Below are 19,474 nucleotides of genomic sequence, written 5' to 3'. Positions count from 1 at the left end.
TAGGAATCACGAGCTTTTGGATTGTGATCGCCACTCTTTATCGACAATTAAGCGAGCGCCACGCTTAAAAGTAAAGTACGCATAAGCCCATTGCCAGATAACGAACACTTTGTTTTTAAATCCAATTAAATAGTAAACGTGGATAAATAACCAAAGAAGCCAGGCAAAAAATCCGCTGAATTTAAGGCGGTGAATTTGTGCAATGGCTTTGCGCCGACCGATTGTGGCCATCTGTCCTTTGTCGCGATAGCGAAATTCACTTCGTGGTTTCCCATGAATCTCCTGTAGAATTTCAGTGGCGGCATGCTCGCCTTGTTGCATAGCCACAGAGGCTAAGCCCGGCAAGGGTTTGCCATCAGTAGCGATGTAACAAGCTTGATCACCAAGGACGAAAACCTCTTTATGTTCTTTCAGGCTTAAATCCTTTTCAATGATAACCCGGCCGCCAGGATCTAAGGGCACTCCCAAAGTTTTATTCAAACTCGAAGGCTGCACACCGGCGGCCCACAAAATAGTAGAGGCTTTAACAACCTCATCACCAAGAACAACGGACGTTGCTTTAACGTCGGTGACTCGCGTGTTTGTCCAGATCTGCACACCTAAATCTTCAAGATCCCGCGCTGCTTTCCGCGACAATGATTCATCAAATGCCGCAAGAATTCTTTTTCCTGCTTCAATCAAGAGCACCCGTGTTCGGGAAGGATCGATCCGTCTGAAGTCTTCTGTTAAGGTGTGTCGACTTATTTCCGCAATGGCACCGGCAAGTTCGACTCCGGTGGGACCTCCGCCGACAATCACGAAAGTCAGATGTTGTTTCTGTTTTTCTGGGTCTTCTTCTTTTTCGGCAAGTTCAAAGGCAATTAAAAGACGTCGCCGAATTTCCGTGGCTTGTTCCAATGTTTTTAAACCGGGGGCATTTTCTTCCCATTCGGGATGTGCGAAATAACTGTGTTTGGCGCCACAAGCCAGAATTAGATAATCATATTCAACACTGCGATCAGACACTTCCAGGCGACGCTTTGTTAGATCCACGGCCTTCACATTATCTAGGAAAACGGCGATGTTTTGATACTTGGAAAGCAGGCCTCGAATGGGGCCGGAAATTTCAGCCGGAGAAAGACCTGCTGTCGCCACCTGATACAGAAGAGGTTGAAAAAGATGATAGTTACGACGGTCAATCAAAGTCACTGAGACTTCGTCTTTATTGCCTAAGGCCCGCGCCGCCTTTAAGCCTGCAAATCCACCACCGACGATGACAACTTTTTTAGCTGACATAGAAACCTCGATTGCACGCTGCCATTTTAGCACTCATGCAATCAGAGGGAATCACTATCTTCTTTTTTCGTAGTGATGACAGGCTGTTGATAACGGGGCGTTGTTATTTAACGACCCTGTTGCTTCGAACCAACAAAACGCAAAGTAAAAGGGCTGGAATGCCCACAAGAGCTGTGCTGACAAAGAAAAGGGCATAACCTTCCATCAATGTTCGGCCCTCTGAAAAAGTTTGGACCATGACCCCAGAAAAGCCCTTCAGCACTTTTCCTAAAAGGGCATAGAAAGAACTTAGCAGAGCATATTGGGTTGCCGTATATCCAAAAGTCGTGAGACTTGACATATAGCCCACCAAAGCAGTTCCGGCAAAACCCGAGGCAAAGTTATCTATCACCATAGCGGCGGTGAAGACATCATTGCGCGCGCCCAAAAGCGCCAACAAAGCAAAACCGAGGTTTGAGGCGGGACCGATGACGGCTCCGACAAGAAGAGTGGAAATAAAACCGAAACGAACTGCCGCCAACCCTCCGGCGGCAACGCCTACCACAGAGGCAACCAAACCGACAGAACCGCGAACAGCGCCGACAGTTTCCTTAGTGATGCCAATATCCGCATAAAAGGGGTTAGCCATGGGGCCCATCATAAAGTCGGAAAGGCGATACAGGCTGACCGCCGCAAGAATAAGAAGAGCTTTGTTGCCATGTTGTTTGAAGAAGGCGATGAAGGGACCACAGACCGCATCGAAGATTCCTCGCGCAGTCCAGATTGTTTCCGTTTGATGGCTGGTGATGTTGCGTCCTGGTTCGACCGCCAGAAGTGTTGCGACAAATCCCACGGCCATCAGAGCACCCATGATAGAATAAGACAGAGCCCATCCGACAGAGGCCGCGACAATAAGAATGATAGCGTCTGTTAATAAAAGTGAGGCGCGATATCCCAGTTGGTAGGCTGAAGAAAGAAGAGCCATGTCTTCACTGGCATCAGAGACTTCGATCCGCCAGGCGTCGACGACAATATCCTGAGTGGCGGAAGCAAACGCCGCCAGTGCCGCCAAACCTGTGAATATCATCAAGCCGCCTTCAGGCTTGATGATCGACATCCCAACCAGGGCGCCCCCAATAAGAACTTGTGAAAGCACCATCCATCCACGGCGGCGACCTAAAATCTTTCCAATGACCGGTGCATCCGCTTTATCAATCAGTGGAGCCCATAAAAACTTAAGCGAATAAGCCAAACCCACCCAAGAAAGAAAGCCAATGGTTGCCAGCGTAATGCCGGATTCACGCAACCAAAACCCCAAAGTATTTCCCACCAGCATAAAGGGCAAACCGGAAGAAAATCCTAGAGCTAACATGATCGCCACTTTGGGTCGGGTCACGGAACGCAGAGTTTGTGTCCAAGAAGGCTTCGTCGATTTTTTTGTCGTTGTCGTCACTAGCTGTTCTTTCTAAGTTTTTTTCTCATCTTCCAAAGAAGGTGGCTGATGTAAGGACGGCGGGTTTCCCCCGTTGTCACCATAAGTAATTTAGTAATCTTGAGGTTCACGGCGTCCGTGTAAAGCAGAATAAGCATTTCGGAAATAAAATTGGTGTTCAGTGTAACGTAGTTGTCGGTGCCGACGCCTAATTGCACACCTTTCTTTTCCCACCACGAGAAGGGGTGATCCTTATAGTCTTCAAATTTACCGGTCAGCTTGTTGTTTGAAGAGGGCAGTGAAACCAGCGTGACGCCTTTTTGGATCATACGATTTAAGACATCGTGCTGGTAATGCTCCACTTCGCGTGCGGTGTGAAACTTCGCTTTGACAAAAAGAATATCTTCTTCTGGTGTTAAAACGATTCCTTTCAAAATTTTTTCCAGGACAGCGCGATTAAAACCCCAGTCGAGCTCGACAAGTTCCCGGTACAGCGGATCTTTTTCGCCGATGGGTTGGCCTTGCTGATTCTTGGCTTTGATGTCCTGATAAATGCGATGGAAGTATTTGTTGGGATTGATGCCTAGACTGATCCCATGTTCTAGGGTGTCGATGTGCCAGATGTTCATGGCATTGTCGACAGCCTGAATGCCTTTTTTCAAGGTGTGCCAGGTTTCGCCGTGATGCGAACGAATTTTAAAACCACGATATTGCAGTTTTCTGAAGCCGGCCTGCATTTCGTTGAAGTGTTCCTTACGATAAAGTTCGCGTTCATCACCGACAGTGTCGACGTCGGTAAGATAGCGCGCCAGAAATGGATATTTATCCAGCATGGCAACCAGATCGTTGACCTGATCCATAAAGTGATCTTGTCGGGTTTTATATTTATCTGCATCGAACTGATTGGCTTCTTTGCGGAATGACGGCGACAAAATAAAATCAAAATTGGGATGACTTTCTTGAAACTTTTTAAAGCCGTCATACAGGCCCAAGACCACATCCTCTGAGGTCACGTCGTCAATTCCTGGAATCTGCTCGGAAGAACTGGAGCTGGCCCGCGAAAGTGAAAATTTCAGACGAACGCGGCCGACATTGTGTTTGTGATAAAGCTCTTCCGCCATGTGAAAGGCGGCGTCTTTATGAGCCTCACGAGAGGTGAAGATCAGCTTGGGAAGATACAGGATCTTTAGATAGCGCGAAAAGCCTTCGTTTTCCTGCAAGCTGATAAGTTTCTCAACATCCTGAACGTTGCGAATGGGAATGGCGCTATCGCCGTAGACCTCTTTGATTTTTTGCTCATAGATGTCTTTGTTAGGTCCTTCCAACAGCTTCTTCAAACGCGGAAAAATATAATCAGCGGTGATCGCACCGGTCAGGTGAATATGTTCTTCGTTGTACTTTAAGGGGAAGTGCTTAAAGAATTCCGCCAGCGCCGCAGAAACCGGATGTTTCAGAAGAGCGCTGATCGCGATTTGATTGATTTGAAACCGATTTAAAAGTTCTCGAAATTCCGCGACCTGCTTAAACGCCTCAGGATGGCGCGCCTGAAGATCTGAAGTCATGAGAAGATCAATAGTGTCAGAAAGCGAAATACCATTGGTTTCGCTGATGATAGTAGTCAGTGCTGAGGTCAGCTGGTTGTGAACGTCCGTATTCACTCAATTCCTCCTTCGAAGAGGTTAACGAGGAATCAAACTCTTGTACATGACTTTATGGGGCCCGATATCTTTGATATCGAACAAGGGACCGTAGTACTGAAAACCCAGTTTTTCATAGAAGGGAAAGGCTTTAATTCGGGCATTGAACCAGATGAAATCACAGCCTTGTTTTTTCAGAAAGTTTTCCCCATAGGTCAGCAGTCGTCCGCCCAAACCTTGTCCTTGATGCGTAGAATCCGTGGCCATTCCGCGCAAGCGATAGGAAAGTTTTGACGGAAAGTCAGGATGTGGTTCCTGTACGAATGTGGCGATCGTGGCAAGGGTGCCGTCGACATAAAGACCGAAGTGAAATGTTGACTTTAGATAGTCACCATCGACCTCACATTGTTCGACACTTAAAAACGGTTTGAGCACTCGCTGCCGAAGGGGCAGAAGGTCTTGAGTGGTTATTTGTCTGATTTCGTAATTCACTTTTATCCTGTACTTAGCCTTAAGTAGGGCGCCCAATCAGGGGGGACGTGGTCCTCGCTGATTTCTAATTGTAATGTCGGCAACCAGTTTGGTGCGCGAGGCTCTGTCAGTAAAGGCATATTTGCGGTGCGAGGCGTGCGATTTGCTTTTTTCTGATTGCACTCGCGGCAGGCGGAAACGACATTTGTCCAGTTTTTGGGGCCATTTTGCGAAGCGGGAACGACGTGATCTAAAGTGAGTTGTTTGGCGGGAAGTTTCGTATTGCAGTATTGGCAGGTGTAATTATCGCGGATATAAACATTTTCTCGACAGAACCGGACGGCCGCGCCGGAGGTTCGAGGTCTCACGTAACTTTTCAGCCGCAAGACGCTGGGGAGTTGAAACCTCCGTTGAACAGACCGAGCAAACTCAGAGTGATATTCGAGAATCTCGACTTTACCCTGAAACCACAATACCAAGGCCTTTTGCCAACTTACAACCCTCATAGGTTCGTAACTCGAGTTGAGCAACAAAGTCCTCAGCGAGGACATGTGCATCATGCGTTCCCCCCTCAGGCGATCCTAACTTTTATTATAGCGAATTCGCTTTGCATATTTCAAGTCCTCCTCTTAAATAATCAAAAGAACGGGGTGTTTTAGGTTGAAAAAGGCCAGTATCAATGAGATACCGCGAACTTAAAGCCACAAGGAGGCATCAAAATGAGAAGAGTTTTGGCATTCAACTATGTTTTAAAGGGACCTGATGGAAACGTTTTAGATGCTTCTGAAAACGGTCAGCCACTTCCGTTTCTTGAGGGCGCAGGCCAGATCATTCCTAAGTTGGAAGAAGAAATCAAAGATCTTAAAGAAGGCGACAAAAAAACTGTGAAGCTTGCCGCAAAAGATGCTTATGGCGAAGTGAAAGATAACATGTTCATGGATGTTCCTAAGCAAGAGCTTGCGCACCTTCCGCAACTTGAAGTGGGCGCGCATCTTCGTTTGGAATTGGGCCATGGCGCGCACATCGTGCGAGTTTCAAAAATTTCCGACGACTCTGTGACTCTTGACGGAAATCATCCTTTGGCGGGACAAGATTTGGAATTTGCGATTGAAATGGTTTTAATTCGTGAAGCAACGACTGAAGAAGTTTTGCATGGACACCCCCACGGTCTGCACGGAAACGCGGGTCACTAAGTCGACCCAATGAAAGGCCCCTCTACTTGGGGCGGGCCTTGAGTGCGATGAAAGACCACCATTAATCAACTTTTGAATTTGGAAAAGTAAATGCCGTCGTTTGATATTGTTTCGGAAGTAGATGTTCAGGAAGTCGACAATGCTATCAACCAAGCTCGTAAAGAGGTTGAAGGTCGTTACGATTTTAAAGGCAGCAAAGCCGAGATCCAATGGGATAAAAAAGAAATTACTTTGCTGGCTGAAGATGATTACAAAGTCGAAGCCATGGGCAGCATTTTGCAAACCAAGCTGCATCGACGCGGCATAGATATTAAGGCTATTAAGTTTGAGAAGATGGAAGAAGCAGGTGGCCGCATGCTGCGCCAAAAGGTCACTTTGGTTCAAGGGATTGACCGCGAGGTCGCTAAAGACATCATAAAATTGATTAAAGACTCAAAACTTAAAGTCCAACCGCAGATTGCGGACGATAAACTTAAGATCACTTCTAAAAGTATTGATGAACTGCAAGAGTGCATCAAACTGGTGCGGGGCGGGAATTTCCCGGTACCCTTACAATATAATAATATGAGGGCTTAAAATTGGGCTTGCACAGAATTTAGGCTGTGCTAGCCTTAAATAAGTTTAGGTCCCGTGTGAGTGTTCTCGATTTTATATGGTTCGAAGGCTTCCTCGGGTTTTTTTTGAATCCACAGGAGGTCTTTGTGGCTAAGAAATTATACGTGGGCAACTTGCCTTATTCAGTAGACGATGAAGCTCTTCATCAGCACTTCGCACAGTTCGGTGCGGTAGACTCAGCAAAAGTGATCATGGACAGAGAAACAGGCCGTTCTAAAGGTTTCGGTTTTGTTGAAATGGCTGATGATACAGGGGCTGACGCTGCAATTGAAAAAGCAAACGGCATTGAACTTAGCGGTCGTGCTATCAATGTTTCTGAGGCTCGTCCTCAAGCTCCTCGCGAGGGTGGACCTCGTCGTGGTGGCTTCGGCGGCGGTCGCGGTGGCGGCGGCGGTGGTGGTCGTGGTTTCGGTGGTCCTCGCGGTCCTCGTAACTAAGACGCCCGAAGTTTGACGAAGTCAGACTTGTCATAGTGTCTAACAAAAGGTCTCATAGTCCTTCTATGAGACCTTTTTTATTTTCACATCGAAGTCTTCTTATTGTCGTCTTTCTTCTTTTCTCAGCCTCTTTTTCTTATGCGCAAAAGAAATTAATCGTACTTGGTGATTCTCTCACCGAGGGCTATGGCGTCGCGAAAGATGCCGCATATCCCGCGCTGTTAGAAAAAAAATTGCACGAGGCCGGAAAGAAAGAATGGAGCGTGGTGAATTCTGGTGTGAGCGGCTCTACCACGGCCTCGGCGATCTCGCGCATGAAATGGCTTTTTAAATCCAAACCTGAAGCGGTGCTTTTGGTTTTAGGCGCCAACGATGGATTGCGGGGTTTGAAGATTGAAGACAGTCAAAAACATCTATCTGACGCGATCGAGTACGCCAACGCACAAAAAGTGCGAGTGATTCTTGGTGGACTTTATATGCCGCCAAATTATGGCGTTGCCTACACTGATAAATTCAAAAAAATGTATGAGTCTTTAGCAAAAAAATACAAGGTCACATTCATCCCCTTTGTTTTAGACAAGGTTGCGGGAAATCCAAAATACAATTTAGCTGACGGCATTCATCCCAATGAAGAAGGCCATAAGATAATTGCCGACAACATCTTCCAAGTTCTGAAGGGGGAGCTGTGAGTTTAGTTCTGAACGACGTCCGTAAAAGTTTTCGCCAAGGTGAAACCGAAATCCAGGTTCTTAAGGGACTGGATGTTTCTATCGAACCGGGGCAGGTTGTTTCCATCGTCGGACAATCGGGCAGCGGTAAGTCCACTTTGCTTTCTATTTTAGCGGGTCTGGAGCGAGCTGACGGCGGGGAAATCCTGGTCGACAAAGTAAATCTGACGCCTTTAAGTGAACAAGAAATCACTCTTTTCCGGGCCCAAAATATTGCGATCGTTTTTCAGCAGTATCACCTCATTGCGCATTTGACAGCCTTGGAAAATGTGATGTTGGCGTTGGAAATTTTAAAAATGGAACGCCCTCGCGAAAGGGCGCAAGAAGCTCTGGAAGAGTTAGGCTTGGGACATCGTCTGAATCACTTCCCAAGTCAGCTCAGCGGAGGCGAGTGCCAACGTGTCGCCATTGCCAGAGCCCTGGTCGTAAAACCCAAGATTCTTCTGGCCGATGAACCCAGTGGAAATTTAGACACCCATACGGGTGATAAAGTGATGGATGTGTTCTTCGATATTGTTCGTAAACACAAAATCACTACGATTCTAGTTACCCACAGTGAAGCTTTGGCAAAAAAATGTGAAAGGACTCTTCGTCTTGAAGAAGGTCGTTTGAGGGAAGTCTAATGTTATTCAGACTGGCATTCCGTGAACTTCTGCGCAGTTGGCGCTTTGGTTCGTTTTTTATTTTCAATTTGAGTTTAGGACTGACGGGTTTTGTTTCTCTGCAGGCATTCAACACAGCTCTGGAAGCGGAAATTGCTGCGAATGCCAAATCCATTCTGTCGGCAGATCTGGCGGTCTCGGCGCGCCGTGAATTGACGGAAGAGGAAGTAAAAAGAATGCGCGGGGTCTATCCCTCAGGAACCGCGGAATCCAAAGTTTACGAATTTTTCGCGATGATCAGTTCCGCCAAAGGTTCACGCTTGGTCTTAGTGAAGGCGATCGATCAGGCCTATCCCTTTTACGGCGAATTAGAACTGGAATCGGGCGCCGTCATTCAAAACCAGACGGCGAAGTCGATTTTAAATTCCGAAACGGCTTGGATCTATCCCGAACTCAAGTCCCAATTGGGATTGGATGTTGGCGATGAAATCAAGCTTGGTAATTTGAATCTTAAAATCACGGATCTGATAAAAAAAGACGCCACACAAACTTTCAGAGCCGCCAATCTGGCGCCGCGGGTGTTTATCAACCGCGAACTGCTGCCAAAGTCGGGACTTCTGCAATTTGGAAGTACTTTCAGCATGGCGTATTTGTTGAAATTTCCCGCCAATGTCAATGAAATGGTGGTGCGTGAAAGCATGTATCATGCCTTGATTGATCCGGGCGTTTCCGTCGAAACGCCATCATCTGCCGGTGAAGATTCGGGGCGACAGTTGGGCTATCTGTCGGACTATCTGGGTCTTGTTTCCATCGTCGCTCTTTTTATGTCAGCTTTGGGGGCGGCCTACATCTATCGTCTTTTCCTATCCACGCGAATGAAAGAAATTGCGATCTTAAGAACCTTGGGGTTGCAAAGTTGGCAAGCTGTGAGCGTTTACATTCTTCAGGCTTCTTTATTGGGTTTGATTGCGACTATACCAACGCTGCTTTTAAGTCATTTGATTTTGCCTATTCTAAGTAAACTTCTGGCAAGCTTTACGCCCTTTGATTTGCAACCTCAGGTGACGTTGCAAGCCTTCTTGGTTTGTCTTTTTATGGCGGTATTTGGCAGCTTTATCGTCAGCCTGCCGTTCTTGGTGAAGATTTTTGATCTGCGCGCGAATAAACTTTTCAGTGAAGAAAAATTTGCGGTGGGCGAAGGACCAAGACGTTACTGGCCCTTTCTGCCAAGTCTTATTCTTTTTTATTTTTTAAGTGTCTATCAGGCGCATTCGTGGAAGACGGGAAGTGCCTTTGTCGGGGCTTTGATTGCGGTTATTCTATTGTTGTTAGTTATTGGATACGCCACAGTGAAACTGGCGGGAACTCTAAGGCATTTTCAAAGCTGGTACCTGAGGTTCAGCTTCCTCAGCCTTTCTCGTCGTGCCGGGGCCAGCCTGGCCATCTTTGTGGCATTGGGTTTAGGGGCTTTGCTGATCAATATCCTTCCGCAGCTAAAAAACTCTTTACAGGCCGAGTTTCAGTTTGAAGGACGGGGCAAAGTTCCTTCGCTGTTTATGTTTGATATTCAGGACGAGCAGCTTTCCGGTGTACAGAAGGTCCTGCAAGAAAATCAGGTGCAGCCCTTAGGTCTATCACCCTTGGTTCGCGCGCGCATTCTTAAGGTGAATGGTCAGGACTATGAACGGAAAATTGAAGAACAAGGATTTAAAACCCGCGAAGAAGAACGGGAAGCTCGTTTTCGCAATCGAGGTATTAATCTTTCTTATCGTCATGACCTTTCAAGCTCTGAGTATATTGTCGAAGGTCGGCCTTTTTCCGGGAGCTACAATCCTGATAGTCAAACTAAGGCAGAACTTTCTGTCGAAGTTCGATTCGCCGACAGAATGGGATTTCATGTTGGCGACACCTTGGTTTTTGATGTGCAGGGGGTTGAGGTCGAAGGTCAGATCATCAATCTTCGCAAAGTGAAATGGACAAGTTTTCAGCCGAATTTCTTTATCCTGGTTCAAAACGGTGTTTTGAACGAAGCACCCAAAACCTGGATTGCTGCCGTCCCCTTTCTGTCTGAGGAAAGAAGAGCTCAGCTTCAGAATGAAATGGCGGCACAGTTTTCTAATGTGTCTGTGATTGATGTCGTGCGAACAGTGGACGATGTTTTAAAGACCGCCGAAAAGATGAGTTGGTCTTTGGAACTTATGGCGGCCTTGGCCTTGGTGACGGGCTATATCGTACTTTTTTCGATTGTGCGCAGTCAGATCAAACTTCGTCGTTGGGAACTAAACATGCTTAAAATTCTGGGCGCCTCCGGGGGCGAAGTCGCTTGTTTCATCTTGGCTGAATTCGCTTTCCTGGCATTTCTTTCGGCCTTAGCGGGAGCGCTTTTAAGTATTGTCGTCAGTTTTTCCTTAAACACTTTCATTTTTGAAAGTGACTTCAAGCTGTCCTGGTCCCAACCATTGACTTCCGTTGCACTTATCACCGCCTTAAGCTTATTGATTTCTTTTCTTGCCAGCTTAGATATTGTAAAAGAGAGTGCATTGGGTATCTTACGCGAGGAAAAATAATTGATGATGACGCCGAACGAGGCCTTGGCAAAAGCAAAAACAATCTTGGATGAGGGGGGAGTCATCGGCTTTCCCACCGAGACGGTCTATGGCCTGGCTGCCCGTATCGACATTCCTTCGGCCATCGAAAAGATTTTCACCACCAAAGAACGTCCTTTTTTTGATCCCTTGATCGTTCACGTGGCTTCTATTGAACAGGCCAAAAAGGTGACCGCTTATTGGGGACCGGCGACTCAGGCGTTGGCGGAAGTTTTTTGGCCGGGACCCTTAACCATGATTTTGCCGCGCGACCCTTCGGTGAATCTGATGATCACGGCGGGGTTGGACTCTGTTGGTTTGCGAATGCCGAATCATCCCTTAGCGTTGGAGCTGCTTCAACAAGTGGGTGTGCCTTTGGCGGCTCCTAGCGCGAATAAATTTGGGCGCACTTCGCCGACATCGGCCAGTCACGTGCGTCTGGAGTTTAAAAATGAAAATGTTTTCGTCGTTGATGGCGGAGACTGTCAGATCGGCATTGAATCCACGGTTCTATTGGTCCGTCACCGTCCCGAAAAAGTAGAGCTTTCTATTTTAAGACGAGGCCACGTTCTTAAGTCAGATATTGAAAAAGTGCTGGCTGATAAGGGCTTCACTTTTGAGTTTCTGGAAAGTGTGGATAAGCGGGAATCCCCGGGCCACATGAAGCATCACTATATGCCTCCGGTGCCTTTGATTGTTTGTCTGGAAGCGAGCAGAGAGCCTTCTGATGTGCTTCGCGAGGTAAATCAAAAAATCGGTCAACTGCCAGACGAAATCGAAAGCATCAAGATCATAAAGCCCAAAGAAGGGATTGTGACCCACGCTGTTTTACGTTTGTCTGAAGATCCTTTGTTGGCGACCCGCGAATTTTACGGAAAACTGCGGGAAGTGGCGGCTCAAGGTCCAGATTGCATTTTGTTTTATCGCGAAGCGCACCAGTCTGGAGAACGCTGGGAATCCCTGTTTGATCGTTTAAATAAAGCGGCTTCTTTGATTTTGTAGGAATTCTGTCAGTGTCCAACAACAGAATCCTGAAAGACTTCTGACAATTTTCAAATTCAAATCTCGCTACACTGAGGTTGATTACAGGGGAGGGGCCTTTGATCAACTCGTTAGCTTACACAAGTCTTGAACGTGTCTCTTTGAATCTTCAGTCGTTCTATCAGCTGCGTCTGAATAGAATCCATAAGTTTAAACCAAAAATTGAAATGCGTTTTGAAGTGGGGCCCTTTGAAATTAAAACAGTCACAAACGTCGACGAATTAAAGGACGCTTTGGCTTTGCGCTACGAGGTGTTTCACCGCGAAATGCTGGGGAAGAGGGCCTCATACGGCGTCGATGTGGATAGCTTCGATTTTGATTGTGATCACCTTATTATTAAAGAAAAGCGCACTGACAAAGTTGTCGGAACGTACCGGTTGAATTGCTCTTTGTTCACTCAGAACTTCTATTCCTCCAAAGAATTTATGATGGGCCATATTATGCAGCTTCCGGGCGTAAAGCTTGAGTTGGGCCGCGCGTGCATTCATAAAGATCACCGCCGTGGAATCTTGATTTCCTTATTGTGGAAGGGGATTGCAGAGTACATGGCAGCCACAGAAGCTAAATTGCTTTTTGGCTGCGCGACGGTGAAAACAGATGATCCGCGCGACGCCGCTCTTTTGACCCGTTACTTTGAAGAGGAAGGACGCATCTTTTCAAGTTTCCGCACGCGTCCCACATTGGCTTTTACCATGCCGATGCTTGGCTATTTTTTGGATGAAGTTCGCGGCCCTCTCACGGAGACTCAGAGAGCTCAGGCCGAAGAACTTCTTCCGCCTCTTTGTCGGGCCTATTTGAAAATCGGCGCCTCTTTGGGGGGCGAACCCGCCTGGGATCAGGAATTCCGCTGTATTGACTTCCTGACCATTCTTCAGCGCGAGGACCTCAACAGAACTTTATGGAAAAAGTTTAAGTTGGATGGGACTCAAGTATAGTTTTTGATTTGTTACATGTGAACGAGCTGTGAGTTTTATCACTCGGCTCGTTCTTCATTTTATGTGGCCCCTTATTCCGACTATTTTTAGAAGGACAGGAGGGCCTATGCGTTCAAATATTTGGAAGGGCAGCATTAGCTTTGGTCTTTTGAATATTCCCGTGTCGTTGCAAAGTGCTCAGCAGGACCGGGACATCCATTTTTCTCTTCTTGATGGGAAAGATCTGGCCCACATCCAATATCGAAAAATAAACGCCAAAACAGGACGGGAAGTTCCCTACGATCGCATCGTCAAAGGCTTTGAATATAAGTCGGGTCAATACGTGGTCATGAATGATTCCGACTTTGACCGGGCCAATCCCAAGGCAACCAAAACGATTGATATCGAAGACTTCGTTTTGCTGGATGAAATCGACACTATGCTTTTTGAAAAGCCCTATTATCTGGCCCCGCAAAAAGGGGCGGAAAAAGGATATTTCCTTTTAAAAGAAGCCTTAGAGCACACCCGAAAAGTTGCCGTGGCGAAAATCGTGATCCGTACGAAGCAACATCTTTGTGCCATCATGGCTCGGGGAGAATATTTGGTTCTTGAACTGTTGCGGTTTTCTCATGCAGTGAAAGACGTCAAAGAAGTCGACTATATGAAGGATGTTAATAAGAAAGTGCACTTTTCTGAGCGAGAGCTGAAGATGGCCGAGGACCTGATCAAGGGGATGACATCCAAGTGGAAGCCCGACAAATACAAGGACACATATTATGAAGACCTTATGAAAAGGATTCAGGCTAAAGTGAAGCAGGGCAAAGGGAAATACGTCGAAGAGAAACCCAAAGAAGAGCGCGTGGAAGAATCCACCAATGTCATCGATCTTTTGCCACTTCTTAGAAAGAGTATAGAAGCCAAAAATAAAAAGGAACGTACCGCAGCTCGTACGCCGACAAAGCGGGCCGCTAGTTCGGGCAGGAGGTAAGTATGCCTCTTAAGGAATACGTAAAAAAAAGAGATTTCAAAATAACTTCGGAACCGAAATCCACTCCGCGCAAAAAAAGAAAAGACCAGGAGGCGCACTTGATGTTCGTGGTGCAAGAGCATCATGCATCGCACCTGCATTATGATTTTCGACTGGAGTTTAATGGCGTTTTGAAAAGTTGGGCTGTTCCCAAAGGTCCTTCTCACGATCCTAAAATCAAAAGGTTGGCGGTGGAAGTCGAAGATCATCCGGTGTCTTATGGCTCTTTCGAGGGCGTAATACCTGAAAAGCAATATGGGGCCGGACGCGTCTACATTTGGGATACGGGGACCTGGGAACCCATCGGCAGTGTGCGTGAGGGTCTAAAAAAGGGTCATCTTGAGTTTAAACTCAAAGGAAAGAAGTTGCATGGCCAATGGATGTTATTAAGAACAGGCCGCCCCGCAAGCGGTCGCAAATCCCAATGGCTTTTGGTCAAACGAACAGATGAATATGCGATTCCTAACGATGAGGTCGTTCCGATCGAGGATGAAGAGGGGAATGTTCGTCGATCAACGCGAAAGGCTTCGTCGGCTTTAAAAAAAAAGCGCAAAGAACACGTCAAAAGACTGCCTGATTTTATTCGGCCCATGCTGGCAGAGTTGGTTAGTGAGGTTCCAGAGGGTACCAGGTGGATTCACGAGACAAAGTTTGACGGGTATCGAACTCAAGCGCACATCGAAAAAGGAAAAGTCCGTCTTTACACCCGAAGCGGTCTGGACTGGTCCGAAAAGTATCCTGGTATTTTAAAGAGCCTGCAAAAGCTCTCTGCTGACAATGCTATCTTAGACGGCGAAATCGTCGTCTTGGACAAGGAAGGACGCAGTGATTTTCAGCGTCTTCAAAATTCCCTAAAGTCGCATGATGTGAACGATCTTATTTTCTATGTATTTGATCTTCTTTTTTTGCAAGGCGAGGACTTGCGCGAGCGCCCTTTAATAGAACGTAAAGAGCTGCTTAAGGCGCTGCTTGCGGATTTGAACCAGCCCTTGATTCGCTACAGTGATCATATGGCAGGTCACGGAAAGGCGTTATTCAAAGAGGCCTGTGACTACCAGCTTGAAGGAATTATCTCCAAAGATCAGGAGAGCACGTATCAATCTCGTCGGGGCAGTTCCTGGGTGAAGACAAAATGCAAATTGCATCAGGAATTTGTTATCGGTGGCTACACTGAAGGAACGGGCGCCAGATCCTCGTTCGGGGCTTTGCTGTTGGGTGTCTATGAAGGGGATCAATTGCGCTATGTGGGAAAAGTGGGAACGGGATTTACTGAAAAATCGATCGAGGATATTTTAAAAAAATTCGCTCGCAAGGAACAGAAAAAGTCCCCTTTTGACATTAAATCACCTCGAGAACGCGGCACTCACTGGTTGAAGCCGGGCCTGGTTGCCGAAGTGACCTTCGGCAATTGGACGTCGGATAAAATTCTCAGAACCGCGGTGTTTCTCGGCTTGCGTGAGGATAAATCTGCAAAAGAGATTCACATTGAAAAGGCCAAATCTCTGGATGATGTTATGGAAGCGCCGAAAAGGGCCGCAAAGAAACGTCCCAGTGTCTCTGAAGGTACTCTACGCCAAGAAATTTCGAATCCCGACAAAATTCTTTATGCCAAAGAAAAGATCACAAAGCTGGATGTAACGAAGTTTTACCAAGATTACGCAGATCTTATTTTGCCTCACCTGAAAGATCGGCCTCTGAATCTGCTGCGTTGTCCGGAGGGAACTTCGAAACAGTGCTTCTTTCAAAAACACATTTCGGGAAAAATTCCAGAGTCTTTGACTCCTGTCAGTATCAAAGAGCGCAGTGGAACCAAATCCTATTTTACCCTGGATTCGCCAGAAGGACTTTTGGCCCTGTCGCAAATGGGCGCATTTGAAATTCATGTGTGGGGTTCTCGTCGAGAGGCCGTCGAACATCCCGATTTGATAGTCATGGATTTCGACCCTGGTCCGGGGGTTTCTTGGAAACAAGTCGTTCAAGGTGCGGAAGACCTCAAGGAAATTTTAGATGGTCTGGGTTTGAAAAGTTTTTTGAAAGTTTCCGGAGGGAAGGGACTTCATGTTCATATCCCGGTGGCGCCGATTTACAGTTGGGATCAGATAAAATCATTTTCTCAGACCCTGGCGCAGGAAATGGCTCAGCGAAACCCGGATCTTTACACCGCGACTCTTTCCAAGAAAGCGCGCGACAAAAAGATTTTCGTCGATTATCTTCGTAATGGGCGGGGGGCTACGGCCGTGATGCCGTACTCTTTGCGGGCTCGTGACAAAAGTTCTGTGGCGATGCCTATTGAATGGAAAGAATTGCGCAAAATCAAAGGTCCTGATCAATTTACCTTGGAGAAAGCCATCGAACACATAAAGAGAAGAAAAACAGATCCGTGGAAGGACTATTTTAAATACAACCAGAAAATTTCCATTCTTAAGCCGGTCCTATGAATCCAGAAAAACTTCCCAAAGAACTGACGAGTCTTGTTGATTGGTCCGTCACTGAGCTTGGCAATGTTATTAAGTCTGAACTCGGCGAAACAGGTTTTGCCCGTATCGAGTCGCTTCGTCAATACGTGAAGACCGAAGATGGCGGGAAATTGACCGGCCTTCTAAAAATGAAAAAGGATTTAAGTCTGTTATCGGCCGAGGATAAATACGCCATCGCCCACAGCTTTGCCTTAATGTTAGAACTTATCAACGCTTGCGAATCCGCTTATAGAACCCATCGTCTTCGTCAGGAAACTCAGGTGCGAGTCGAAGATGGCCACGCTTACGGTCGAGTGATACATGTCCTGACTGCGCACCCGACAGAGTCGCGCAATCCTGATATCATCTATTATTTTAAAAAAATTCAAAGTCTTTTAGAGCGGCATTTGGAAGAAAGCCAAGAAAAGCATACAGAGGAACTTTTTGCTCTTCTTAAGATAACCTGGCGCATCCCCATGTCGAAGCAGCACAAGCCGTCTGTCATGGATGAGGCCGAGTATATTTATTCCTTATCGTTGCATGAAGATGTGATGCGTGTTTACGTTGAGCAGCTATCACAAAAACTGCCCTTTTATATTCGTTCATGGGTGGGCGGGGATAAGGACGGTCACCCCGGTGTTAACGAAAAGACCATGCTGGGAAGTTTACAAATGTCTCGGCATTTCTTGTTGCAGTGGATGCACTCTAAATTTTCCATCTTTATGAAAGATCTTGAGCCGCTGGCTCACACGTTTGGTAAACACCAAGATCAGGTATCCCGGCTTTTAGGGGTTGCGCGGAATATCCATAAAACACTGAAACAATTAAAACGCATTCAAAGTAAAGACGCAAAAACCGTGAAAACCCTGCAAGAAAGTTTGGCCGTTCTTTTGACGGACTACCAAAATTTTTTAGGGATAAAGTCCGAACTTCTTGATGAAATGCGACTGCTTTTAAAGGTTTTCCCGGGGTTGGTGGTGCCGTTAGAACTTCGTGAAGATTCATCTTTAGTTCACGAAGCTTTGACAGTTTCATCCAGAAAGTCTGTGATCGCACGAATGCTTCAACAGTTGGGCAAAATCACCGGCGACGGAGATCCTCGCTTTTATGTACGAGGCTTCGTTTTAAGCCAGACTGAAAGCGTTGGTGATTTGATTGCTGGTGTTCAGCTTGTGGAAAAGTATCTGGGCAAGGCGCGACTGCCCGTGGTGCCTCTTTTTGAAAGTGCTCAATCTTTAAGTTCTTCTGTGAATATCATCGAGAGTTTTTTAAAGAGTTCTTCCCGTCGCAAATGGGTTGAAAACTTCTGGTCCAAGAAATTTGAAGTGATGCTGGGATACTCGGATTCGGCAAAAGAAAATGGATCATTTCCATCTCGTTTTCTTATTTACTCGGCCGTTCGCGAATTAGAGAAGGTTATTAAAGATCACGGTCTTGAGCCTATTTTTTTTCATGGCTCCGGAGGAAGCGTGGAAAGAGGCGGTGGAAGCATTCAAGAACAGACAGAATGGTGGCCTCATTCGGCGTTGGATACGGTGAAGATGACGGTTCAGGGCGAGATGATCTATCGCAACTACAGTTCGCCGGAAATTTTGAGCAGTCAGTTAGATCGGTTACAAACGGCGCGGGATCAAAGTCAAAAGAGTGAACAACGATTTGAAAGTCCCCGGGCCCGCAAGGACTTATTAACTCTGTCGCAATTTATGCAGCAGTCCTATCAGGCACTTTTGCAGGAACCGACATTCTTGCAGCTTGTTGAAACAGCCACGCCTTACACCTTTCTGAAAGATTTGCGTCTGGGGTCGCGACCAACGAAAAGACAGGGGGCCGTTGATATTAAACATCTGCGGGCGATCCCATGGGTTCTTTGTTGGACTCAAACCCGCATTTTATTTCCCAGTTGGTGGGGGATGGGCAGCTTTTGGAAGAATTTAAACGAAGAGGGTAAGATCCACTACGTTCGAGCTTTTGTAGAATCGTCTCTGTTCCGCTCCTATATCAAGCTTTTGGGATTCACCTTAGAAAAGGTCGAGCTGGAAATTTTCTCGATGTATTTACATTCTTCGGAGCTTCCGAAGGAAGTGGCTGAAGAGATGGTCAAACGCTTCACTGAAGAGTATGAACAATGTTGTTTGGCTGTACGAGAAATCACAGGTGAACCCAGTCTTCTTTGGTATCGTCCTTGGTTAGAGACAAGCATCGCGCTGCGCTCGCCTCTGATTCATCCTCTGAATATCCTGCAGTTGATTGCTTTGAAAGACAAAGATGTCCAGTTGCTTAGAGAAACTGTCACCGGTATCGCCAGTGGCATGTTGACCACCGGATAAAAAAGTTTCCTGGCACTTTCTTTGAATAGACTTTACTAGGGATTCTTCCTGGTGGCAAAAATGCTCCAGAAGAAAAAGGGGGATTTATGGGTAAAGGCGTTATTTTTGCGGCAGCAGCAAGTCTCTTTATATTACAGGCTCAGGCGCAGGCTCTTGAAACTGTTGAAATCGCAGGTAATGCCTGTGAAGCAGCGGTGGGTACTCACGAAATTCGTGAAATAGCCTCCGGAAGATTTGTAATCCCAACAAGCCTGTATATTCGGAAAGATGAAGACAAACGTGTGGCGCGAGGAACGTGCACGTTCGCGTTGAGTCTAAAAGCATCTTCCGGAAAGAAGATTGTCGTCGCAAACTCGCATCAAACAACCAGTCTTCGCGCTTATCCGGCAAATACCAAAGTGCGCGTGGATTTGGAGATATTTAAGGCAGGCGAGCAATCAGTAAAACAAGTTTTGGAAGTGCAGGCTTTAGAACAGACGGCGAAACTTGAGAAAGCACTGGGGCAGCAAGGCGCAATTCTGGAAACCAGTTGCGGCGGTTCTGCCATCCTGCGTGGAAACTTGGCGGGAACAGTGATGGGCGAGGGGCGTGGCCGTATTTTCAGTCGGGACTTAATCCTGAATATAGAGGAAGTCGACTGCGCAAATTGATTTCTTGACCTATTTTATTGCGCAGGTTTTAAATGACCCTGTGGAAAATATTGTATCGGTCGTCCGCGGCGTCGTTAAAATTCTTGTTTTTACTGCCATCATTCT

At 46.7% G+C, this 19,474-nt stretch carries 17 protein-coding genes; 12 read left to right on the top strand and 5 right to left on the bottom strand.

Annotated features, from left to right (window positions below):
• Positions 1–6 precede the first annotated feature (6 nt).
• From OM95_RS06120 to OM95_RS06100, 5 genes are all read right to left on the bottom strand, one after another.
• Positions 7–1,275, bottom strand: a complete 1,269-nt coding sequence (locus tag OM95_RS06120) for an NAD(P)/FAD-dependent oxidoreductase (RefSeq protein ID WP_041871414.1) — start codon at positions 1,273–1,275, stop codon at positions 7–9.
• A gap of 103 nt (positions 1,276–1,378) precedes the next feature.
• Positions 1,379–2,626 (bottom strand): MFS transporter, encoded by a 1,248-nt coding sequence (locus OM95_RS06115; protein ID WP_363228097.1) that lies wholly within the window; start codon positions 2,624–2,626, stop codon positions 1,379–1,381.
• An 80-nt stretch (positions 2,627–2,706) separates the two neighbouring features.
• Positions 2,707–4,344, bottom strand: coding sequence for a hypothetical protein (locus tag OM95_RS06110; protein ID WP_291515670.1), 1,638 nt, complete (start codon positions 4,342–4,344; stop codon positions 2,707–2,709).
• Positions 4,345–4,365: 21 nt separating this feature from the next.
• Positions 4,366–4,815 (bottom strand): GNAT family N-acetyltransferase, encoded by a 450-nt coding sequence (locus tag OM95_RS06105; RefSeq protein ID WP_291515668.1) that lies wholly within the window; start codon positions 4,813–4,815, stop codon positions 4,366–4,368.
• A gap of 2 nt (positions 4,816–4,817) precedes the next feature.
• Positions 4,818–5,162: an HNH endonuclease gene (locus OM95_RS06100; protein WP_291515666.1), complete on the bottom strand. Its 345-nt coding sequence runs from the start codon at positions 5,160–5,162 to the stop codon at positions 4,818–4,820.
• Positions 5,163–5,513: 351 nt separating this feature from the next.
• Between OM95_RS06100 and OM95_RS06095 the strand changes: the two genes are divergently transcribed.
• The 12 genes from OM95_RS06095 (at position 5,514) to OM95_RS06040 (ending at position 19,369) form a co-directional block, all read left to right on the top strand.
• A complete protein-coding gene (locus OM95_RS06095) occupies positions 5,514–5,987 on the top strand; it encodes a peptidylprolyl isomerase (RefSeq protein ID WP_041871408.1) in 474 nt (157 codons plus the stop codon).
• 90 nt (positions 5,988–6,077) lie between these two features.
• A complete protein-coding gene (locus OM95_RS06090; protein ID WP_041871405.1) occupies positions 6,078–6,563 on the top strand; it encodes a YajQ family cyclic di-GMP-binding protein in 486 nt (161 codons plus the stop codon).
• 125 nt (positions 6,564–6,688) lie between these two features.
• Positions 6,689–7,039 carry an RNA-binding protein gene (locus OM95_RS06085; protein ID WP_041871402.1) on the top strand — a complete coding sequence of 117 codons (351 nt, stop codon included), beginning with the start codon at positions 6,689–6,691 and terminating at the stop codon, positions 7,037–7,039.
• Positions 7,040–7,104: 65 nt separating this feature from the next.
• Entirely contained in the window at positions 7,105–7,728 is a 624-nt protein-coding gene (locus tag OM95_RS06080; protein ID WP_041871399.1) for an arylesterase, read from the top strand.
• The gene (locus OM95_RS06075) at positions 7,725–8,390 is read left to right on the top strand and encodes an ABC transporter ATP-binding protein (protein ID WP_041871396.1); all 666 of its coding nucleotides are present in this window, start codon (positions 7,725–7,727) and stop codon (positions 8,388–8,390) included. Before OM95_RS06080 ends, OM95_RS06075 begins: the two co-directional genes overlap by 4 nt.
• The gene (locus OM95_RS06070; RefSeq protein ID WP_041871394.1) at positions 8,390–10,936 is read left to right on the top strand and encodes an FtsX-like permease family protein; all 2,547 of its coding nucleotides are present in this window, start codon (positions 8,390–8,392) and stop codon (positions 10,934–10,936) included. The genes OM95_RS06075 and OM95_RS06070 overlap by 1 nt, the downstream gene beginning before the upstream one ends.
• 3 nt (positions 10,937–10,939) lie before the next feature.
• Complete coding sequence (locus tag OM95_RS06065) at positions 10,940–11,956, top strand: L-threonylcarbamoyladenylate synthase (protein ID WP_041871552.1); 1,017 nt, start codon at positions 10,940–10,942, stop codon at positions 11,954–11,956.
• Between the two features lie 98 nt (positions 11,957–12,054).
• Positions 12,055–12,930, top strand: a complete 876-nt coding sequence (locus OM95_RS06060; RefSeq protein ID WP_041871391.1) for a GNAT family N-acyltransferase — start codon at positions 12,055–12,057, stop codon at positions 12,928–12,930.
• Positions 12,931–13,036: 106 nt separating this feature from the next.
• Positions 13,037–13,897 (top strand): Ku protein, encoded by an 861-nt coding sequence (locus tag OM95_RS06055; RefSeq protein WP_041871389.1) that lies wholly within the window; start codon positions 13,037–13,039, stop codon positions 13,895–13,897.
• A gap of 2 nt (positions 13,898–13,899) precedes the next feature.
• Positions 13,900–16,374, top strand: coding sequence for a DNA ligase D (gene ligD, locus OM95_RS06050; protein WP_041871386.1), 2,475 nt, complete (start codon positions 13,900–13,902; stop codon positions 16,372–16,374).
• On the top strand, positions 16,371–18,719 hold the full coding sequence (locus tag OM95_RS06045; protein WP_041871384.1) for a phosphoenolpyruvate carboxylase: 2,349 nt from the start codon (positions 16,371–16,373) through the stop codon (positions 18,717–18,719). The genes ligD and OM95_RS06045 overlap by 4 nt, the downstream gene beginning before the upstream one ends.
• A gap of 86 nt (positions 18,720–18,805) precedes the next feature.
• Positions 18,806–19,369 (top strand): hypothetical protein, encoded by a 564-nt coding sequence (locus OM95_RS06040; RefSeq protein ID WP_041871382.1) that lies wholly within the window; start codon positions 18,806–18,808, stop codon positions 19,367–19,369.
• Positions 19,370–19,474 lie beyond the last annotated feature (105 nt).

The organism is Bdellovibrio sp. ArHS (assembly GCF_000786105.1).
Taxonomy (GTDB): Bacteria; Bdellovibrionota; Bdellovibrionia; order Bdellovibrionales; family Bdellovibrionaceae; genus Bdellovibrio.
This window is presented reverse-complemented; position numbering and strand designations above follow the sequence as displayed.